The organism is Aeromicrobium endophyticum (genome assembly GCF_003586285.1).
Classification (GTDB): domain Bacteria; phylum Actinomycetota; class Actinomycetes; order Propionibacteriales; family Nocardioidaceae; genus Aeromicrobium; species Aeromicrobium endophyticum.
In genome coordinates, this window is the sequence record NZ_QUBR01000002.1 from 838,331 (window position 1) to 858,040 (window position 19,710).

16 protein-coding genes are annotated in these 19,710 nt (G+C 70.3%); 2 read left to right on the top strand and 14 right to left on the bottom strand.

What is annotated here, in order from left to right:
- Positions 1–20: 20 nt before the first annotated feature.
- From DX116_RS14620 to priA, 6 genes are all read right to left on the bottom strand, one after another.
- Positions 21–1,859, bottom strand: a complete 1,839-nt coding sequence (locus DX116_RS14620) for an ABC transporter ATP-binding protein (protein WP_119704967.1) — start codon at positions 1,857–1,859, stop codon at positions 21–23.
- Between the two features lie 79 nt (positions 1,860–1,938).
- Positions 1,939–3,738 carry an ABC transporter ATP-binding protein gene (locus tag DX116_RS14625; protein WP_233556801.1) on the bottom strand — a complete coding sequence of 600 codons (1,800 nt, stop codon included), beginning with the start codon at positions 3,736–3,738 and terminating at the stop codon, positions 1,939–1,941.
- The gene (gene hisF, locus DX116_RS14630) at positions 3,728–4,504 is read right to left on the bottom strand and encodes an imidazole glycerol phosphate synthase subunit HisF (protein ID WP_119704968.1); all 777 of its coding nucleotides are present in this window, start codon (positions 4,502–4,504) and stop codon (positions 3,728–3,730) included. Before hisF ends, DX116_RS14625 begins: the two co-directional genes overlap by 11 nt.
- A gap of 171 nt (positions 4,505–4,675) precedes the next feature.
- Positions 4,676–5,173 carry a GNAT family N-acetyltransferase gene (locus tag DX116_RS14635; RefSeq protein ID WP_147393676.1) on the bottom strand — a complete coding sequence of 166 codons (498 nt, stop codon included), beginning with the start codon at positions 5,171–5,173 and terminating at the stop codon, positions 4,676–4,678.
- A gap of 8 nt (positions 5,174–5,181) precedes the next feature.
- Positions 5,182–5,757, bottom strand: coding sequence for a DUF1707 SHOCT-like domain-containing protein (locus tag DX116_RS14640; RefSeq protein ID WP_158592002.1), 576 nt, complete (start codon positions 5,755–5,757; stop codon positions 5,182–5,184).
- 2 nt (positions 5,758–5,759) lie between these two features.
- Positions 5,760–6,485, bottom strand: coding sequence for a bifunctional 1-(5-phosphoribosyl)-5-((5-phosphoribosylamino)methylideneamino)imidazole-4-carboxamide isomerase/phosphoribosylanthranilate isomerase PriA (gene priA, locus DX116_RS14645; protein ID WP_119704971.1), 726 nt, complete (start codon positions 6,483–6,485; stop codon positions 5,760–5,762).
- Positions 6,486–6,625: 140 nt separating this feature from the next.
- On the opposite strand from priA, the gene DX116_RS14650 reads away from it, so the two are divergent.
- Entirely contained in the window at positions 6,626–7,243 is a 618-nt protein-coding gene (locus DX116_RS14650) for a hypothetical protein (protein ID WP_119704972.1), read from the top strand.
- Positions 7,244–7,312: 69 nt separating this feature from the next.
- Here DX116_RS14650 and hisH read toward each other — a convergent pair whose 3' ends face one another.
- The 4 genes from hisH to hisD are packed head-to-tail and all read right to left on the bottom strand — an operon-like array spanning position 7,313 to position 10,975.
- A complete protein-coding gene (gene hisH, locus DX116_RS14655; RefSeq protein ID WP_119704973.1) occupies positions 7,313–7,954 on the bottom strand; it encodes an imidazole glycerol phosphate synthase subunit HisH in 642 nt (213 codons plus the stop codon).
- Entirely contained in the window at positions 7,951–8,574 is a 624-nt protein-coding gene (gene hisB, locus DX116_RS14660; protein WP_119704974.1) for an imidazoleglycerol-phosphate dehydratase HisB, read from the bottom strand. The genes hisH and hisB overlap by 4 nt, the downstream gene beginning before the upstream one ends.
- Positions 8,571–9,647 (bottom strand): histidinol-phosphate transaminase, encoded by a 1,077-nt coding sequence (locus tag DX116_RS14665; protein ID WP_119704975.1) that lies wholly within the window; start codon positions 9,645–9,647, stop codon positions 8,571–8,573. Before DX116_RS14665 ends, hisB begins: the two co-directional genes overlap by 4 nt.
- Entirely contained in the window at positions 9,647–10,975 is a 1,329-nt protein-coding gene (gene hisD / locus DX116_RS14670; protein WP_325048620.1) for a histidinol dehydrogenase, read from the bottom strand. The genes DX116_RS14665 and hisD overlap by 1 nt, the downstream gene beginning before the upstream one ends.
- A 34-nt stretch (positions 10,976–11,009) precedes the next feature.
- On the opposite strand from hisD, the gene ybaK reads away from it, so the two are divergent.
- On the top strand, positions 11,010–11,501 hold the full coding sequence (ybaK, locus tag DX116_RS14675; RefSeq protein ID WP_119704977.1) for a Cys-tRNA(Pro) deacylase: 492 nt from the start codon (positions 11,010–11,012) through the stop codon (positions 11,499–11,501).
- Here ybaK and DX116_RS14680 read toward each other — a convergent pair.
- The 4 genes from DX116_RS14680 to DX116_RS14695 all read right to left on the bottom strand — a co-directional run bounded on the left by DX116_RS14680 (position 11,467) and on the right by DX116_RS14695 (position 19,704).
- A complete protein-coding gene (locus DX116_RS14680; protein ID WP_119704978.1) occupies positions 11,467–11,997 on the bottom strand; it encodes a hypothetical protein in 531 nt (176 codons plus the stop codon). The two genes, ybaK and DX116_RS14680, sit on opposite strands and share 35 nt — an antisense overlap.
- A 32-nt stretch (positions 11,998–12,029) precedes the next feature.
- On the bottom strand, positions 12,030–15,563 hold the full coding sequence (dnaE, locus tag DX116_RS14685; RefSeq protein ID WP_119704979.1) for a DNA polymerase III subunit alpha: 3,534 nt from the start codon (positions 15,561–15,563) through the stop codon (positions 12,030–12,032).
- 80 nt (positions 15,564–15,643) lie between these two features.
- Positions 15,644–18,412: an outer membrane protein assembly factor BamB family protein gene (locus DX116_RS14690; RefSeq protein ID WP_147393677.1), complete on the bottom strand. Its 2,769-nt coding sequence runs from the start codon at positions 18,410–18,412 to the stop codon at positions 15,644–15,646.
- Positions 18,409–19,704 carry a hypothetical protein gene (locus DX116_RS14695; RefSeq protein ID WP_158592003.1) on the bottom strand — a complete coding sequence of 432 codons (1,296 nt, stop codon included), beginning with the start codon at positions 19,702–19,704 and terminating at the stop codon, positions 18,409–18,411. The genes DX116_RS14690 and DX116_RS14695 overlap by 4 nt, the downstream gene beginning before the upstream one ends.
- Positions 19,705–19,710: the final 6 nt, after the last annotated feature.

Sequence of the window (19,710 nt, forward strand, 5' to 3'; positions counted from 1 at the left end):
ACCCAGTGTCTCAGGCGCGGTCATGCCGGCTCCCCCGCCCGCGAGGTCAGTGTCGCCTGGGCCACCCAGCTGCCGTGCAGGCGTCCGTAGACGCCGCCCGCGTCGACGAGCTCGGCGTGGGAGCCGTCCTCGACCAGCCGGCCGGCGTCGAACACCAGGATCCGGTCGGCGTTCTCGGCGGTCGACAGTCGGTGGGCGATCGTCACGCTGGAGCGTCCCTGCAACAGCTTGTCGAGGGCGCGGGTCGCGCGCAGCTCGGTCTGGGGGTCGACGGCGCTGGTCGCCTCGTCGAGCACGATGAGGTCGGGATCGGCGAGCGCCGACCGCAGCAGCGCGACGAGCTGCCGCTCCCCCGCCGACAGCGACTCGCCGCGTTGGCCGACCTGGGTGTCGAGCCCGTGCGGCAGGCTCGCGAACCAGTCGTCGAGCTCGAGATCGGCCACGACGTCGAGCAGTCGCTGGTCGGTCGCGTCGTGGCGTCCGTAGAGCAGGTTGTCACGCAGCGTCGCGTCGAACAGGAAGCCCTCCTGCGGCACCATCAGCACGTGACGACGCAGGTCGACGAACGCGACCGTCGAGATGTCGACCGCCTCGTGCGGATCGGTGCCGAGTCGCACCGTGCCCGACGTCGGGTCCATCAGCCGGGTGAGCAGCTTGGCGAACGTCGTCTTGCCCGAGCCGGTCTCGCCCACGACGGCGATGCGCTGGCGCGGCGCCAGCACGACGTCGACTTCCTTCAGCACCGGGGCGCCGCCCGGGTAGGCGAACGTCACGGCGTCGAAGCGGGCGCCGAGCGAACCGGCGGGCAGCAGGACCCCCGCCGCACCGGGGTCGACGACGTCGGCGGGCGTGTCGAGCAGGTCGATGACGCGGCGCCACGAGGCGATGGCGTTCTGGGCGTCGGTCAGCACCTGGGTCGCGGTCTGCACCGGGCCGACGAAGAGCCCGACGAGGAACGCGAACGCGATCACGGTGCCCATCGACAGGTCGCCGGCGACGCCGAGGATCACGCCGAAGGCCAGCACCGCCCCGTTGGCGAGGCCGCCCGCGACGCCCGACGACGCGAACGTGACCGCGACGAGCTTCTGCGCCGAGACGTTGGCATCGAGGTTGCCCTTGATGCCGTCGTCGACGCGCTGCTGCGTGCGACCCTCGATCGCGTAGGCCCGCACGACGGACGCCCCGACGACGGGCTCGGCGATCACCGCGATCATCTCGCCGACCGTGCGACGGACGATGTCGTAGGCGTCGCTGAGGCGCTGGGCGAACCACTTGAGACTGATCGCCAGCGGCAGGAAGCACACGATGACGACGATCGTCAGCTGCCAGGAGTAGTAGGCCATGATGATCGTCGCGACCACGATCTGCCCCAGGCTCACGACGATCTGGATGCCGGTGAACTGCAGGAACTGCGACACCTGGTCGATGTCGGACGTCACGCGCGACACCAGCACGCCGCGACGCTCGGAGTTCTGCGTCAGCATCGACAGGTCGTGCACGTGGCGGAAGGCATCGACGCGCATCTGCGCCAGGCCGGTCTCGCTGGCCTTGAACAGGCGGATGCGCATCCAGTAGGCGACCACCGCGGTGAGCAGGATCAGCGCCGACGCGATCGCGAGGAACGTCCCGATGTCGCTGAGGCGCGTGTCGCCGCCGTCGCCGAGGCCGGCGTCGACCGTGCGCTGGATCAGCACCGGCACGACCGACCCGCCCACCGTGCTGAGCACAGCCAGCACGATCGTGAACGCGAGCCCGTCCTTGATGGCCGGTGACAGTGCGAGGCCGCGACGGATGATCTGCGTGCCCGACTGGCGACTCTGCGCGACCTCCGGGAGGTCGCTGTCGGTGGCGGTGGTCATGACATCTCCTCCCGTGAAGAGCCACGGTAGGGAGCAGATGTCATGACAGCAGTCACATGATTCACTCGCTGGCGCTCGCTCATGACATCTCCTCGCGGGCCTGGTCGTAGGCGTTGACGAGGTTGCGGTACTTGTCGGACGACTCGACCAGCTCGTCGTGGGTGCCGCGGGCCGCGACGGCCCCCTCGTCGAGGAAGACGACCTCGTCGGCGAGGGCGATCGTGGCCTTGCGGTAGGCCACGACCAGCACGGTCGGACCGGCGCCGTCGGCCGTGCTGGCCGCCAGCGCCTTCAGGATGCGCTGCTCGACCTCGGGGTCGACCGCACTGGTGGCGTCGTCCATCACGAGCAGCCGCGGACGGCGCACGAGGGCACGAGCCAGCGACAGTCGCTGACGCTGACCGCCCGACAACGTCGTGCCGCGCTCGCCCAGCTCGGAGTCGAGTCCGCGGGGCAGGGACGCCACGAAGCCGTCGGCCTGCACCGTCCGCAGCGCGTCCCACACCTCGCCGTCGGAGAAGTTTCCGCCGAGCGTGACGTTGGCGCGCACGCTGTCGTCGAACAGGAAGGTCCCTTGGGGCACGACCGCGATCGCGGCGGCGAGCTCGTCGTGCGTGAGGTCGCGGACGTCGGCGCCGTCGACCGCGATCGTGCCACCCTGCGGGTCGACCAGACGGGTGAGCAGCGAGGTGAGGGTGCTCTTGCCGCTGCCCGTCGCCCCGACGACCGCGACCACCTGGCCGGGCCGCACCGCCAGATCGATGTGACGCAGCACGTCGCGGTCGGCGTCGGCGAACCGGAACGTCACGTCGCGCACGTCGAGCGCCACGGCTCCCGCACCGGGCAACGTCTGCGAGCCGTACGGCATCGAGCCGCGCTCGGCGAGCACCGACTCGACGCGCTCCCAGCTGACGACGCTGCGCGGGAGCTCGCCGAGCACCCACCCGATCGCTCGCACCGGGAACGCCACGACCGTGAACAGGTAGGCCACCGACACGACGTCGCCGGGATCGGCCGCCCCGCTGGCCACCCGGCCCACGCCCAGCACGATGACGGCGAGGATGCCGAGGTTGGGCAGCGCCTCGAGCAGCGGGTCGAAGATGCTGCGGATGCGTCCGACCGCGATGTTGGCGTCACGCAGCTCGTGCGAGACGTCGCGGAAGCGGTCGGTCTCGTCGGCCTCGCGGCCCAGCGACTTGACGACCAGGGCCCCGTCGAACGACTCGTGGGCGACGGCGCTGACCGTTCCGCGCAGCGACTGCGCGTGGGCGACCTTGGGCGACAGCCACCGCTGGTAGAAGACGTTGACGACGAACAGCGCCGGGAAGACCACCAGACCGACCAGCGTCAGCACGAGGTCGGCCCGCACCATCTCGACGATCGCCGCGACCAGCATCGCGATGACGCCGATCGCCATCGGCAGGGGCATGAAGACCGCCCAGGCGCCCTCGACGTCGGCGTTGGCGTTGGACAGCAGCTGGCCGGTCGGGTGGCGGTGGTGCCACGACATCGGCAGCGTCAGGTACTGGCGGGTGACCCGGCGGCGGTACTCGGCCACCAGGCGGTAGTAGACGATGCCGCCGATGAGCCGTCGCGCCACGATGCCGAGCGCCCGCAGGATCGCGACGGCCATGAACAGCGCGATCGCGGCGACCAGGGCGCCCTCGGTGACGTCGCCGCGCTCGAACGACGGACGGATGACGTGGTCGGTGGCCCATCCCAGCACGCGCGCGTCCGCCACCGTCATGAAGCCGAACAGCACGCTGCCCACGACCGACACCCAGAACAGGAACCTCTGCTCCTTGATGCCACGTCCGAGCAGGCTGAAGCCCCGCCTCGTGATGCGGTCGGTACGGGCGTCGCCCAGGTCAGCGGACACGATGTCCAGAAGCTCGCAAGGTCTCTTTCACCTGTCCGATGGTCATGTCGCCGAAGTGGAACACGCTCGCGGCGAGCACTGCGTCGGCGCCGGCATCGACGGCCTGTGCGAAGTGCTCGAGCCGTCCGGCGCCACCGCTCGCGATGAGCGGCACCTGTGTAACGTCACGGACCGCCCGAATCATTTCCAGGTCGAAGCCGTCGCGTGTTCCGTCGGCGTCCATCGAGTTGAGCAGGATCTCGCCGGCACCCAGCTCGGTGGCCCGCCGGGCCCACTCGACCGCGTCGATGCCGGCCGAGGTGCGGCCGCCGTGGGTGGTGACCTCGAAGCCGCTCGGCTGCGCCCCGGGGCCTGACGACGGAGCGCGTCGGGCGTCGACGCTGAGCACCAGCACCTGGTTGCCGAAGCGGTGGGCGATCTCGGCGATGACCTCGGGGCGGGCGATGGCGGCGGTGTTGATGCCGACCTTGTCGGCGCCCGCGCGCAGCAGCCGGTCGACGTCGTCGACGGTGCGCACGCCGCCGCCGACCGTCAGCGGGATGAACACCTGGTCGGCGGTGCGTCCGACGACGTCGAAGGTGGTGCCGCGGCTGTCGGACGAGGCCGTGATGTCGAGGAACGTCAGCTCGTCGGCACCCTCGGCGTCGTAGACCGTGGCCATCTCGACGGGGTCGCCGGCATCGCGCAGATCGACGAAGTTGACGCCCTTGACGACGCGCCCCTGGTCGACGTCCAGGCACGGGATGACACGGACGGCGAGGCTCACCGGACGAGCCTACCGGCCGCCCTCACCACCCCGCCGACGCGGTGGATCCTCCACCGTCCCGTCGCACGAGCGGTGACTTCTCCACCGTTCGGAAGCGTTTCGGCCCTCATTCGGTGGCAAGTGCACCGCTCGTCGACCTTCGGTGGCGCTTCGACCGCCGGGGCGGGACGGTCAGGAGTCGGGCGACCGGCGGAACAGGATGCCCTCGCCGCCGGCGAACGTGACCCCATGGATCGACGACGCTCTTGACACCTCGTCGAAGCCGAGCCCGGAGTGAAGGCGGATCGATGCGACGTTGTCCGCGGTGGCGAAGTACCAGGCCGTGTCGGAGCGCTGCGCGATCCAGTCGAGCCGGGCCGTCGTCAACGATGCGCCCAGCCCCTGCCGACGGTGAGGCGGCAGCACCGTGACGCCCGTCAGGAACCAGCCTGCCGGGGCGTGGTCGACCGCGTCCGCGTCCAGGTGGTGCGCCTGCCCGAACGCGGCGATGTCACCTTCGACCTCGGCCACCAGCAGCAGCCGCTCTCCGCGCGACGCCTTGTCGATGACGTCGTCCCAGTCGTCGCGCGTCCGGACGACGACGGTCATGTCGAAGGCAAGAAGACCGTCGACGTCCTCGCGCGTCGCGGGACGGATGACGACGCCCGCGGCCGAGCCTCGATCGTCCACGGCACCGTTCACGACTCAGGGCCCCCGCTTCCGTAGTCCCGCTTCCGGCGCTTGAGGACCTTGCGCTTGAGGACGAGAGCATCCTCGATCTCATCGATGCGCTTCTCCCGGTTGAACCGCTGCATGAGGTAGCCGATGCCGACGCCGAGCGACGGAAACACGGGCCAGAAGAAGTAGAACCCACCGGCGATGCTCGTGGCACCCCAGATCGCGACGCACAGCGTGGTGATCATGATCCAGCCGTTGCGTGCGTCGCGCACCTCGCGCTCGTACTGCAGCTGCGCCTCGCGGTGCAGGTCGGCCCCGCCGGAGCCGCCCCGGACGACCTGTGCGGTCGAAGGGACCGCCGGCGTCGAGGACGGTAAGAGATCGACCAGCATCGGCAGCAGGTCGCCCATCGTGCGCGCCTGCAGCACTGCGTCGCGGCGCGACTCGAACTCATCGCGGGTCAACCGGCCGTCGACGAAGGCATCACGCACGACGTCCACAGCCTGATCACGATCGGCGTCGGACGCTCGCAGGCCCGCAACCGTCGCGTCGCGCGGATCGGCCGAGAAGGCGCCCCACACGTCCCGGCCTTGCACGCTCAGGCCTCGGCGACGGCCGTCAACGCCTCGGGAAGGGTGAAGGCTCCGGCGTAGAGGGCCTTGCCGACGATGGCGCCCTCGACACCGGCCGACGTCAGGCTCGCGATGTCGCGCAGGTCCTGCAGGCTGGAGACGCCGCCGGAGGCCACGACGGGCTTGTCGGTGTTCTCGCACACGCGACGCAGCAGCTCGAGGTTGGGGCCCGTGAGCGTGCCGTCCTTGGCGACGTCGGTGACGACGTAGCGGGCGCAGCCGTCGCGCTCGAGCCGGGCCAGCACCTCGAACAGGTCGCCGCCCTCCTCGGTCCAGCCGCGTGCGGCCAGGGTGGTGCCCCGCACGTCGAGACCCACGGCGATCTGGTCGCCGTGCTGCGACACGACCTTGGCGCACCACTCGGGGTTCTCGAGGGCGGCCGTGCCGAGGTTGACGCGCGTGCAGCCCGTGGCGAGCGCGGCCTCGAGCGAGGCGTCGTCGCGGATGCCGCCCGACAGCTCGACCTTGACGTCGAGACGTCCGACCACCTCGGCCAGCAGCTCGCGGTTGGAGCCCTTGCCGAAGGCCGCGTCGAGGTCGACGAGGTGGATCCACTCCGCGCCGTCGGTCTGCCACTGCAGGGCCGCGTCGAGGGGAGATCCGTAGGACGTCTCGCTGCCGAGCGCTCCCTGGACGAGGCGCACGGCCTGTCCGTCGGCGACGTCGACAGCGGGGAGGAGTTCGAGGGTCACGCCGGTGATGTTATCCACCGACGCGGGCTCCCCCGGCGGCCGGTCTGCACCACGGTGTCGATTGGATGAAGACACGATGTCCCCGCTGCCGCGCGGGTTAGCGTTCGGTGCTTCCTCGTCGACCCCTAGGAGTTCCCCCCATGCGCACCAGCGCCCGCGTCGCCGCGACGCTCCTGACCACCGCCCTCGCCCTCGCCGGCACGGCGACCGCCGCCTCGGCCGACACCGGTGTCGTGAAGGACAAGGCGTCGGACGTGATTCAGAGCGAGCTCGTCCTGACCGATGACGGCACCGACGTCGACGAGAAGGACTCGGTGCTCGGCTATCGCGACAGCATCGCCAGCGGGATCGACCTGCGCAGCATGCGCGCCAGCCACGGGAAGAAGACGGTGAGCGTCACGTTGCGCTTCGCCGAGCTCCACCGCGACGCGCACGCCGTCATCGCATTCCGCGTCAACGGGAAGGCCGAGCCCGATCGCCTGTTCATGAGCTCGAACAGCCGATCGGGACGGATCATCAGCGACAGCGACATCAACAAGAAGATCTGCAAGGTCCCGGTGAAGACGAAGACCGGCGCCAAGGGAACCATGCGCGTCGTCATCGACCGTTCGTGCCTCGCCGACCCGACGCGCTTCAAGGTCGCCTTGGTCTCGATGACCGCGAAGGTCACCGACACGTCGATCACGACGCGAATCGACGTGATCTCGCCGAAGAACGTGCGAGTGCCGCGGTGGACGAAGTGGCTCAGGTCCAGCTGACCTGACCCACGCACGACGACGAAGGGTCCCGGACGGCGAGCGCCGTCCGGGCCCTCCTGCGTCGTGGGGCTACAGCGTGGCGAGCCAGTTCTGCAGCAGGTGCATGCCGGCGTCGCCGGACTTCTCGGGGTGGAACTGGGTGGCCCACAGGGGCCCGTCCTCGACGGCGGCGACGAACCTGTCGCCGCCGTACTCGGTCCAGGTCACCTCGGCCTGCACCAGGGCGGGCGGGCGCGTGAGCACCCAGTCGCGCAGGCCGTACGAGTGCACGAAGTAGAAGTGCTCGTCGGCCAGCCCGGCGAACATCCGTGAGCCGTCGTGGGGCGCGACCGTGTTCCAGCCCATGTGGGGCACGATGGGCGCCTGCAGCCGCTCGATGACCCCGGGCCACTCCGCGCACCCTTCGGTGCGCACGCCGTGCTCGATGCCTTCGGCGAAGAGGATCTGCATGCCCACGCAGATGCCGAGCACCGGTCGACCGGCGATCAGGCGCCGCTCGATGATGCGCACGCCGTCGACGGCGCGCAGGCCCTGCATGCACGACTCGAACGCCCCGACGCCTGGGACGAGCAGGCCGTCGGCCTCGGCCGCGACGGCTGCGTCGCTCGTCAGCACGACCTCGGCACCGGCCCGCTCGACGGCGCGCACGGCCGACCGCAGGTTGCCCGACCCGTAGTCGAGCACCGCGACGCTCGGACGCGGCTGCGTCACAGGGCGCCCTTGGTGCTCGGGATCCCCGTCTCGCGTGGGTCGAGCGCGATCGCCTGACGCAGGGCCCGCGCGACGGCCTTGAACTGCGCCTCGGCGATGTGGTGCGGGTCGCGTCCGTCGATCAGCCGCACGTGCATCGTCATCGCGGCGTGGTGGGCGATCGACTCGAGGACGTGCGCGGTCAGCGAGCCGGAGTACTGGCCGCCGATGACCGCCGTGATCTGCCGCTCGGGCTCGCCGGAGTGCACGAAGTACGGACGTCCGGACACGTCGACGACGGCCTGCGCGATGGCCTCGTCGAGCGGCACGATCGCATCGCCGTAGCGGGTGATGCCGACCTTGTCGCCGAGCGCCTCGCGCAGCGCCTGGCCGAGACAGATGGCCGTGTCCTCGACGGTGTGGTGGGCGTCGATGTGCAGGTCGCCCTCGGTGCGGACCGTGAGGTCGATCAGCGAGTGCCGCGAGAACGCCGTCAGCATGTGGTCGTAGAAGCCGACACCGGTCGAGATGTCGTTGGCGCCCGAGCCGTCGAGATCGATCTCGACGACCACGTGCGACTCGGACGTGCGTCGCTCGATGCGGGACGTGCGGGCCGCGGGCTGAGCTTGTCCAAGCGTCATCGGGTCACCTCGAGGAGAGCGGTTCGGAAGGCCAGCATCTCGTCGGGCGTGCCGATCGAGACGCGGAGCCATCCTAGGGGGCCGACCTCGCGGATCAGGACGCCCCGGTCGAGCACGCCCTGCCACACGGCGTGGCGATCGTCGAAGCGACCGAACAGCACGAAGTTGGCGTCGGACTCGGCGACCTCGAAGCCCTGCTCGCGCAGCCAGACCGACGTCTCGTCGCGCGTGGTGCGCAGCGCGTCGACCTGGGCCAGCAGCTCGGGCTCGTGGCGCAGGGCGGCCACCGCGGCCGCCTGGCTGACCGCCGACAGGTGGTACGGCAGGCGCACGATGCGCAGGGCGTCGATGATCGCCTCGTCGGCGGCGACGTAGCCGAGACGTCCACCAGCCAGCGCGAAGGCCTTGCTCATCGTGCGGGTGACGAGCAGCCGCGGGAACTCGTCGAGCAGCTCGAGCGCGCTCGGCGTGCCGTCGCGGCGGAACTCCCCGTACGCCTCGTCGATCACGACGACGCCCGGTGCCGCCTCGAGGATCGCGCGGGTGTGCGCGGGGTCGAGCGCCGTGCCCGTGGGGTTGTTGGGCGAGGTCAGGATCACGACGTCGGGGCGCTCGGCCGCGATCAGCGCCAACGCGGCGTCGACGTCGAGGCCGAAGTCGTCGCGGCGTCGTCCGGCCACCCAGCGGGTGTGGGTGTTGCGGGCGTACTCGGGATACATCGAGTAGGTCGGCGCGAACGACACCGCGGTGCGACCGGGCCCGCCGAAGGCCTGCAGCACCTGCTGCATCACCTCGTTGGAGCCGTTGGCCGCCCAGACGCGATCGGCCGTCAGCCCGTGCCCGAGGTAGGACGCGAGCGAGGTGCGCAGCTCGACGGCCTCGCGGTCGGGGTAGCGGTTGAGGGTCAGGGCCGCCCGGTAGACCGACTCGGCGATGTCGCGGGCGGCCTCTTCGCTGGGCCCATACGGGTTCTCGTTGGTGTTGAGCTGCACCGGCACGTCGAGCTGCGGCGCCCCGTAGGGCTCGTCGTCGCGCAGCTCGTCGCGGATCGGCACCCAGGCGGGGACCGGCATCAGCGGGACGTCCGGACGGAGACGGCCGCGCCGTGCGACGGCAGGTTCTCGGCCTCGGCCAAGGTGACGACGTGGTCGCCGACCTCGCGCAACGCGGCGTCGGAGTACGTCACGACGTGCATGTTGCGGCAGAAGGCACGCACCGACAGCCCTGACGAGTGGCAGGCGCAGCCGGCGGTCGGCAGCACGTGGTTGGAGCCGGCCGCGTAGTCGCCGAGCGAGACCGGCGTGAACGGGCCGACGAAGATCGCGCCGGCGTTGACGATGCGCGCGGCGACGGCGCTGGAGTCGGCGGTCTGCACCTCGAGGTGCTCGGCGGCGTAGCCGTTGGCGACGTCGACGGCCTGGTCGACGTCGCGCACCAGCACCGTGGCCGACTGGACGCCCTCGAGTGCCGTGCGGATGCGCTCGGCGTGCTTGGCCGAGCCGATCTGCGCGGCGAGCTCGGCGTCGACGGCATCGGCCAGCGTCTCGCTGTCGGTGATCAGGACGCTGGCGGCCATGGGATCGTGCTCGGCCTGGCTGATCAGGTCGGCGGCCACGAAGGCCGCGTCGGCGCTCCGGTCGGCGATGACGGCGATCTCGGTCGGCCCGGCCTCGGAGTCGATGCTGACCGTGCCCTGCAGGTGGCGCTTGGCAGCGGCGACGTAGATGTTGCCGGGACCGGTGATCAGGTTGACGGGCCGGCAGTCGATGCCGTCGTCGGAGGCGGCCCCGTAGGCGAACATCGCCAGGGCCTGCGCGCCTCCGGCCGCGTAGACCTCGTCGATGCCGAGCAGCGCGCAAGCGGCGAGGATCGACGGGTGCGGCAGCCCCCCGAACTCGACCTGAGGGGGGCTCGCGAGCGCGATGCCCGGCACCCCGGCCACCTGCGCGGGAACGGCGTTCATCACGACGGTGCTGATCAACGGCGCCAGGCCACCCGGAACGTAGAGGCCGACTCGCTGCATCGGCACGATGCGCCGCTCGACCGTCGCACCGGTGGCCACGTCGGTCGTGAGGCTGTGCTCGAGCTCGCGCTCGGAGGTGACGCGCAGACGACGGATCGACTCCTCGAGGGCCGAGCGGATGTCGGGGTCGAGGCCGGCCAGCGCCGCGGCCAGCTCGCTCGCGGGCACGCGCAGCTGCGCAGGACGCACACCGTCGAACCGCTCCCCCGCGTCGAGCACCGCCACGGTGCCGCGCTCGCGGACGTCGTCACAGATCGGTCGGACGGCCGCGAGCGCGTGCTCGACGTCGAGGGCGGCACGCGGCACGGCAGCGCCGTACACCGTCGCCGCCTCGTCGGCGGAGGGAGCCAGCGAACGAAGATCGAGTCGTCTCATCACACCGGCAAGTCTACGGACGCACTACGGTGGTGCCGTGGCCGCCAACCCCCACCCCACCGAGTCGACCCCGGCGTTCGTCGCACTGCACCGCGCCGGCGTCGACTTCAGCGTCCACTCGTACGTGCACGACCCTCGGGCCGAGTCGTTCGGCATCGAGGCCGCCACGGCGCTCGGCGTCGAGCCCGCGCGGGTGTTCAAGACGCTCATGGCGGTCGTCGACGACGAGCTGTGCGTCGGCGTGGTGCCGGTCATGGGCTCGCTCGACCTCAAGGCGCTCGCCACGGCGCTCGGCGGCAAGCGCGCCCAGATGGCCGATGCGGCACAGGCCCAGCGAGCGACCGGCTACGTCATCGGCGGCATCTCTCCCGTGGGTCAGAAGAAGCGGCACCGCACGGTCGTCGACCGCAGCGCGTCGCAGTGGGCGACGATCTTCGTCTCGGGCGGACGCAGGGGCCTCGAGGCCGAGATCGCACCGGCCGACCTGGTCAGCGTCACGGGAGCGGTCGTGGCTCGGATCGCTCGCTGACACGTCGTCCGTCGGACCACGTGGCGCCGATGACGCCGGCAAGGCCGAAGATCGGCCACACCAAGAAGGGTGCGACGCTGTCGATCGCGAGCTCGGACGGCACCCGGTCACCGTTCGTGACGCCCGAGACCGAGCTGGGATCGGGCGGGCCGAGGACGATGCCGACCCGCCACGCCACCACGGCGGCCAGGACGGTCAGCATGGCCACGAGCGGCACCGCCAACCAGCCGGCATCGGGCACCAGTCGCACGACGAGCCATCCGCCGACCACCGACACGATCACGCCGATCAGCACGAACACCACCACGACCGAGAAGCGTCCGCGGGCCGCGGCCTCGGTGAGCACCAGGCCGCCGTCGCGCGCCTCCCACAGGGCGGGGTGCGCGAGCCAGGCCCACACCGCGCCGGCTGCGACGCCGACCAGGACTGCGCCGAGCGCGGCCACGATCAGACGTCGGCCGCCTGCCGCCGGCGTCGCGGGGGCCGGCTGGATCACGGCCGGCGCGGCCGTGGACGGAGAGGTCGTGCTCAGGTCAGACAATGGGGTCCCAGCAGCTCTTTGAGGTCGGCGATGAGTGAGGGCGACTGTGCCACACGCCACGCAGCGGGCAACCTCATCGTGGTGGGCACCTCCTTGCCGGTGAGTCGCAGGTGCACCTCGGACATGCCTGGGTGGGCCGACAGCACCTGCTTCAGGGTGGCCACGAGGTCGGCGGTGACCCGGGGTGCCGCCAGGCTGAGGACCAGCGGGCGATTGGGGTCGGCCGACCGCATCGCCGGCATCGTCACCTCGAGCGCGTTGAGCTCGACGCCGTCGTCCTTGCGTCGCACACGGCCCTTGACCACCACGACGGTGTCGGGCACCAGCACGGGCATCGCGAGCTGGTAGGCGCCGGGGAACACCATGACCTCGATACCGCCCTCGAGGTCCTCGATCGTGACCGACGCCCAGCTGTCGCCCTTCTTGCTCATGCGCCGCTGCACGCCGGTGATGAGACCACAGATGCGCACCGTGCTGCCGTCGGGCAGGTCGGTGTTGGTCAGCAGCTCGCCGACCGTGCAGTCGCTGCTGGCGCGCAGCACGTGCTCGAGCCCCTGCAGCGGGTGGTCGGAGACGTAGAGGCCGAGCATGTCGCGCTCGAAGGCCAGCAGCTGCGTCTTCTCCCACTCCGGCATGGTGTCGGGCACCTCGACCGTGCCGCCGGTGAACGCGTCGTCGACGCCGCCGAACAGCGAGTCCTGGCCGATCGCGGCCTGGCGCTTGAGGTCGATGTAGAGGTCGACCCCCTCCTCGGCGACCGTCGTGAGGGCACGACGCCGGTGGCCCAGCGAGTCGAACGCCCCAGCCTTGATCAAGGAGTCGAGGACGCGCTTGTTGCAGACCAGCGTCGGCACCTTGCCGAGGAAGTCGTTGAAGTCGGCGTAGGCACCGCCCGAGCGACCCTCGACGATGCCCGCCACGACGTTCTCGCCGATGTTGCGGATCGCGCCGAGGCCGAAGCGGATGTCGGAGCCGACCGAGGCGAAGTTGGAGACCGACTCGTTGACGTCGGGCGGCAGCACCTTGATGCCCATGCGCCGGCACTCGTTGAGGTAGATCGCCGACTTGTCCTTGTCGACGCGCGTGCTGGTGAGCAGCGCCGCCATGTACTCGGCCGGGTAGTTGGCCTTGAGATACGCCGTCCAGTAGGAGATGACACCGTAGGCCGCCGAGTGCGCCTTGTTGAAGGCGTAGTCGGAGAACGGCAGCAGCACCTCCCACAGCGTCGTGATGGCCTTCTGCGAGTAGCCCCGCTCGAGCATGCCGGCCTGGAAGCCGGCGTACTGCTTGTCGAGCTCGGACTTCTTCTTCTTGCCCATGGCACGGCGCAGGTTGTCGGCCTGCCCGAGGGAGAACCCCGCCAGCACCTGGGCGATCTCCATGACCTGCTCCTGGTACACGATCAGGCCGTAGGTCTCGCCGAGCACCGTCTCGAGCGGCTTCTCGAGCTCGGGGTGGATCGGGTCGATGGGCTCGCGGCCGTTCTTGCGACGCGCGTACTTGTTGTGCGAGTCGGCACCCATGGGGCCGGGGCGGTACAGGGCGCCGACGGCCGAGATGTCCTCGAACTTGTCGGGCTTCATGCTGCGCAGCAGCGCCCGCATGGGCCCGCCGTCGAGCTGGAACACTCCGAGGGTCTCGCCGCGGGCCAGCAGGTCGTAGGTCGCCTGGTCCTCGAAGTCGAGGTCCTCGAGCACCAGGTCGATGTCGCGGTTGCGCTTGATGTTGATCAGCGCGTCGTCGAGGACCGTGAGGTTGCGCAGGCCCAGGAAGTCCATCTTGACCAGCCCGAGCGCCTCGCACATCGGGTAGTCGAACTGGGTGATGATCGCGCCGTCCTGCTCGCGCTTCATGATCGGCACGATGTCGATCAGCGGATCGCTCGACATGATGACGCCGGCGGCGTGGACGCCCCACTGGCGGATCTGGCCCTCGAGCCCCAGCGCGGTCTGGTAGATCCTGCGGACGTCGGCGTCCTCGTCGTGCAGCTTGCGGAAGTCGCCCCCGTCGCCGTAGCGCTTGTCGTCCTTGTCGAACAGGCCCTTGAGCGTCACGCCCTTGCCCATGATGTCGGCCGGCAACGCCTTGGTGATGCGCTCGCCGTGCGAGAACGGGTAGTCCATGACGCGGGCGGCGTCCTTGATCGCGGCCTTGGACTTGAGCCGCCCGAACGTCGCGATCATGGCGACGCGCTCCTCGCCGTACTTGTTGCTGACGTAGCGGATGACCTCGGCGCGACGACGCTCGTCGAAGTCGATGTCGAAGTCGGGCATCGAGGGGCGCTCGGGGTTGAGGAACCGCTCGAAGATCAGGCCGTGCGTCAGCGGGCAGAGGTCGGTGATGCGCAGGGCGTAGGCCGCGATCGATCCGGCACCCGAACCGCGACCGGGACCGACGCGGATGCCGTTGTCCTTGGCCCAGTTGATGAAGTCGGCGACCACCAGGTAGTAGCCGCAGTAGCCCTTGGTGCGGACGACGTCGAGCTCCATCTCGGTGCGGGCGCGCACCTCGTCGGTGAGCTTGTCACCCGGGTAGCGGCTCTCGATGCCGCGCCACACCTCCTTGACGAACCAGCTCTCCTCGGTCTCGCCGTCGGGGATGTCGGCGCGCGCCATGTAGCCGCCGTTGGACTCGGTGAACTCGACGTTGCACCGCTCGGCGATCAGCAGGGTGTTGTCGCACGCCTCCTTGAGGTCGAAGCGGTCCTCCCACAGGTCGCGCATCTCGGCGGCCGACTTGATGTAGAAGTCGTTGGAGTCGAACTTGAACCGGTTGGGATCGGTGAGCGTGCTGCCCGACTGGACGCACAGCAGGGCCGAGTGGGCCTCGGCATCCTCAGGGCTGGTGTAGTGCGAGTCGTTGGTGGCGATGGCGGGCAGGCCGAGGTCGGCCTTCAGCCGCAGCAGGCCGTCTCGGACCGTGCGCTCGATCTCGAGGCCGTGGTCCATCAGCTCGAGGAAGAAGTTCTCCTTGCCGAAGATGTCTTGGAACTCGGCAGCCGAGGCGCGGGCCTTCTCGTAGTTGCCGATGCGCAGCCACGTCTGGATCTCGCCCGACGGGCAGCCCGTGGTGGCGATCAGGCCCTTGCCGTAGCGCTGGAGCAGGTCGCGGTCGGCGCGCGGCTTGCGGTACTGCCCCTCGAGGCTCGCGTAGGAGCCGATGCGGAACAGGTTGTGCATGCCCTCGGTGGTCTCGGACAGCAGCGTCATGTGCGTGTAGGCGCCGCGGCCGGCGACGTCGGCGTCCTTGGCCCCCTTGTTCCAGAGCACGGCCTTCTTCTCGGTGCGCGGGATGTTGGGCGTCAGGTACGCCTCCATGCCGATGATCGGCTTGACCCCGTGCGCCTTGGCCTTGCTGTAGAAGTCGTAGGCGCCGTGCAGGTTGCCGTGGTCGGTCATCGCGATGGCCGGCATCTGCAGCTCGGAGGTGCGCTCGAACAGTCCGTCGAGCAAGGCCGCTCCGTCGAGCATCGAGTACTCCGTGTGCACGTGCAGGTGCACGAATGACGAGTCGCTCGACATCGAGAGATGGCCTCCTCGGCGCGTCGGGGTGAAGGTCTACAGAGTAGTCGAGCCTCCTGACAGATCTGTCGCCCGTGAGGTCACTTCGCGGCTGCCTTGCGTCCCGGCAGCGAGAAGAGGCCCACGTCCCAGCGCTTGCCCGACGGAACCTGCCGGCCCGACTGCTGCATGGCGTACTCCCACGAGTAGTCGTCGTGCACCAGGGCTACGTTGCCGGCGACCGGCACCACGTCCGGCGACGCCTGCAGGCCGTTGCGCGCTGCGGCCGGCACGTTCCAGCGGCCGGTCACGGTGCCCTTCGCCGCGTCGAGCGTCATGAGCTCGACCGAGACGTCGTTGCTCGTCACCACCAGGACCGTCCTCCCCCCGTCGATCAGCTCGAGGCTCGTGCCACCGGTCGTCGCGCTGCGGTCGCGCTCCATGGCATCGACCATCGAGCGGGTGTCGACCGACCAGACGATCGACTGGTCGACCGGCGAGTAGCGCACGATGCCGGACTTCTGCGAGAAGGCGATGTCGCCGTCGTCGAAGCCGACCGACTCGTACGAGCTGACGACCGCGTCCGACAGCGAGAGCTGCGCCGGGTCGTCGGCCAGGTAGTCGCGCTTGAGCGGTCCGACCTTGCTCGTCACCGCCCCCGTGGCCGGGTCGAGCGCCACGAGGACGTCCTTCACGGTCGCGTCGGTGTCGGAGACGTCGCCGAACGTCGTCGACGCGACCAGGCCGTTGCCCCTCGCCAGGTTGACGTAGTTCTCCCGGTCGACCTTGCCGAACACCTTCTTCGCGGTCGTCTGCCACACCGGCTCGTAGTTCGGGAGCCGGTAGGCGTCGATGGCCCAGTCGCGGCCGTCCTTCAGCGACGTCGTCGCGATGACGAGCGTCGGGTCCTGTGGCGTGCGCTCGAAGTAGTACGGCTGGCGTGCCAGCGTCGCGATCGGGACCAGCGCGCCGCCCTCGACACGGCTGATCCTCCGGTCGCCCGTGACGACGTGCTGGACACCGTCGACGACCTCGATGCGAGCGACCGACTTCGCGGACGCCGGCAGGGCGACGCGATCGGTCACCGTGCCCTTGGCGACGTCGACGGCCACCAGCGAGTCGCAGGCCGCACCCTCGCGGGAACGGACGCCGAGCAGCAGCGTGGCGACCTTGCGGTCGGGCTCGGGTGCCGTGCACACGCTCGCGCCGGGGTCGTCCGTCGCCGTCGTGGTCCAGGACTGGTCGCCGGTCTTCGGGTCGATGCCGGTCAGCGTGTTGCCGGCGTAGGCCACGAGGAGCGACCCCGTGCGCACCGCCCCCACGTCGCGACCGGCCTTCGGGTCGGCGTCCGCGGGTGCCCCGAGGCCGCCCAGCGCCTTCACGTCGACGTCGGTCGGTCCCGCCGTCGGCACGTCCGACGCGGCGGAGTCGTCCGGCTTCGGGAACGTGAAGACACCGATGTCGTAGAGGTCGCCCTCGGGCTTCGGCACCTCGAGGTAGTCGGCGAACGCGCGGTCGTAGGCCTCGAAGTTGCGGGTCAGCACCACGCCGCCGGAGAACAGGTCCAGCCCCGGGTCGACCTGGAACCCGTTGCGGTACTCGGAGGGGACCGCCCACCGACCGGCCAGCTCGCCGGTCTTGACGTCGACCGCCACGAGCTCGGCGGCGGTGTCGTTGCTGACGGACGCCACGAGGTACCCGTCGGCCGTCACACCGTGCGGCAGCACCGTGGTGAGCGGGTACTCCTCGGTCGACTCCAGCTGCAGCTGGTCGAGGTCGAGGTCCCAGACCACCTTGCCGGTCTCGAGCGAGTACCGGGTCAGGCCGCGCAGCTGGGCGAAGACCGTGTCGCCGCCGGGGAGCCCGAAGGTCTGGTCGAGGTGCAGCGCGGCGCCCGCCAGGTCGAACTGTCCCTTGGGCGTCCGCGCGCTGGAGTCCTTCGGCGCCTGACCGCGACCGACGACCGTGCCCGTGGCCGGGTCGACCTGCACCATCGAGTAGCCCTCCGTCGTCTCCTGCATCAGCAACGCCGAGTTGCCCGCCGCCACCGAGATGACGCAGTCCTCGCGCACCTCGGGGAACAGGGTGGCCGTGTCGCTCGTCCAGACGTGCTCGAACGACGGCAGCGCGTAGCCGTCGACCCGGCACCGACCTCGGTCGCTGAGCCGTGAGCCGATCAGCATGTCGCCCTTCGGCGTGGGGTAGATGTCGAAGTAGGACCGGGCCTCGAGACGTGCGACCGGATCGGGCTCTCCTGCCTTCATCTCCCAGACGACGCCGGACGAGTCGATCAGGTGATCGCGACCATCCACGGTGAAGAGCTGGTCGACGCTCCCGCCCGTGCGTCCGCCCTCGAACTCGACCGACTCCGAGAGCCGTTCGGACAGCTTCAGGACCTTGCCGTCCTTGACCCGGACGGTCGCCAGCTTCGAGCAGAAGCTCGACTCGCCGTAGGCGATCGTGAAGGTCTTGACGGCCCGGTCGGGCTCGGAGACGAAGCACACCGTGCCGCCCCCGAGGTCGAGGTCGGACGTCCACAGCTGCTCGCCCGACGTCAGCGAGTAGCCCGAGACGTCGTCGATCGAGTACCCGACGACGGTGGAGCCGCTGATGAAGGCACCTGACCGGCGGTCGACCTGGGCGGTGTCGATCGATCCTGCCTGCTGCTCGAGCGCGTCGGACGAGGCCAGCAGCACCTTGGGCTCGAGCGCCGGTCCGGTCGCGGGACCACGGGCCGACGGAGCCTTCTTCGGCAGCGGCAGCCCCGCGGCCTTCTCGTCGTCCGACGTCCTGCGGTCGTCGTCACCACCTCCCGTGCAGCCTCCCAGCGCCAGCGCGAGCGCCACCGCGACCGCCGTCACCCGCCTCATGCGCCGAGCCACTTCCGCGTGTCGGCGACGAGCTGCTTCTGCGTGCGGCCGAGCTTCTCCTCGGCCTTCTCGGGCGAGGTCGACCCGTAGAAGGCCTGCGCCGTCCTCATGACCGCATCCAGGCCGTCGTCGTCCTCGATGCAGGCGTACATCGCCGCCGAGCACAGGTAGAACTCCGTCTCGAGCGACGACTGGTGGAACTCGTCGTACCCCTGGAAGACGACCTTCTCGAACTGGGGGAACGCAGCCTGCATGCGCCCGCGAGCGGCCGTGAGGTACCTGCGCCCCTCGCTCCACTGCGCGAGGCCCTCGACGGCCCAGATCGGCGGGGAGTTGACGAACCACTGGTTGGCCAGCACGTGGACGGCCTCGTGGCACGCGACGTCGACGAAGTCGGAGCGGGAGAAGGTGCCTTCGTGCAGACCCACCCGGCCCGTGGCCTTGGGCAGGCCTGCGGTGTCGGTGGGCACCCGCTGACCCGTCGCGAGCTCGGACGGGTCGAGGAACGGGTGGTAGTACGCGTGGGCGTCGGCCTCGCCGACCGCCACACCGCCGTAGAGGCGGCCGTCGACCTGCGGCCACGTCAGGGCGTAGAAGACCTTGTCGACGCCCTGGGGCCTGGGCATGATGTCGAACGCCTTGGCGGCGCCGGCCTCGATCCGACTCGCGAAGGCCTTGGCGCGTGACGCGTCCTTGCCGCGGAAGACGATCCGGGCGTGGTCGGTCTCGATGGCGTCGATCTCGGCCACGTCCCAGATCGACGGGTCGAAGCTCGAGTCGGCGTCGCCGATGTGCAGCAGCTCGAGCGGAGCGTCCTCGGACGTCTTGCGGAAGGTCGCGCGATAGCTCTCGACGACCTGCTGGGCGTCGCAGCCGGCGACCGTGTGCGCGAAGACCAGGTCGCCGTCGTACTCGACCTGGCCACCGGCGCCGTTGCGCGTGCGTCCGGCGGGCGCGCCGACGTACCACTCCCCCTCGATGAAGCCGAGCCGGTCGAAGTTGTCGTACCGGCGGGTCCACCGTGCGCGGACGTCGTCGAGGGCGAAGTCCCCGGGCTCGATGACGCCCACGAGCTGCTCGACGTCGCGCGTGGCGAAGGCCGCGTTGAGCCGGTCACGGAGTGCTGCGGTGTCGGCCTGGGACACGAGGTTGCCGGTGCGCGGCTTGACGATGTTGGGCCCCTTCGAGGTGGCCCGCACCGCTGCCTTCTTCTCACTGCCGCCTCCGCCACATCCTGCCAGCACCAGACCTGCCGAGCCCAGCAGCAGCGTGCGCCTGTCGAGATGTGCCATGGATCC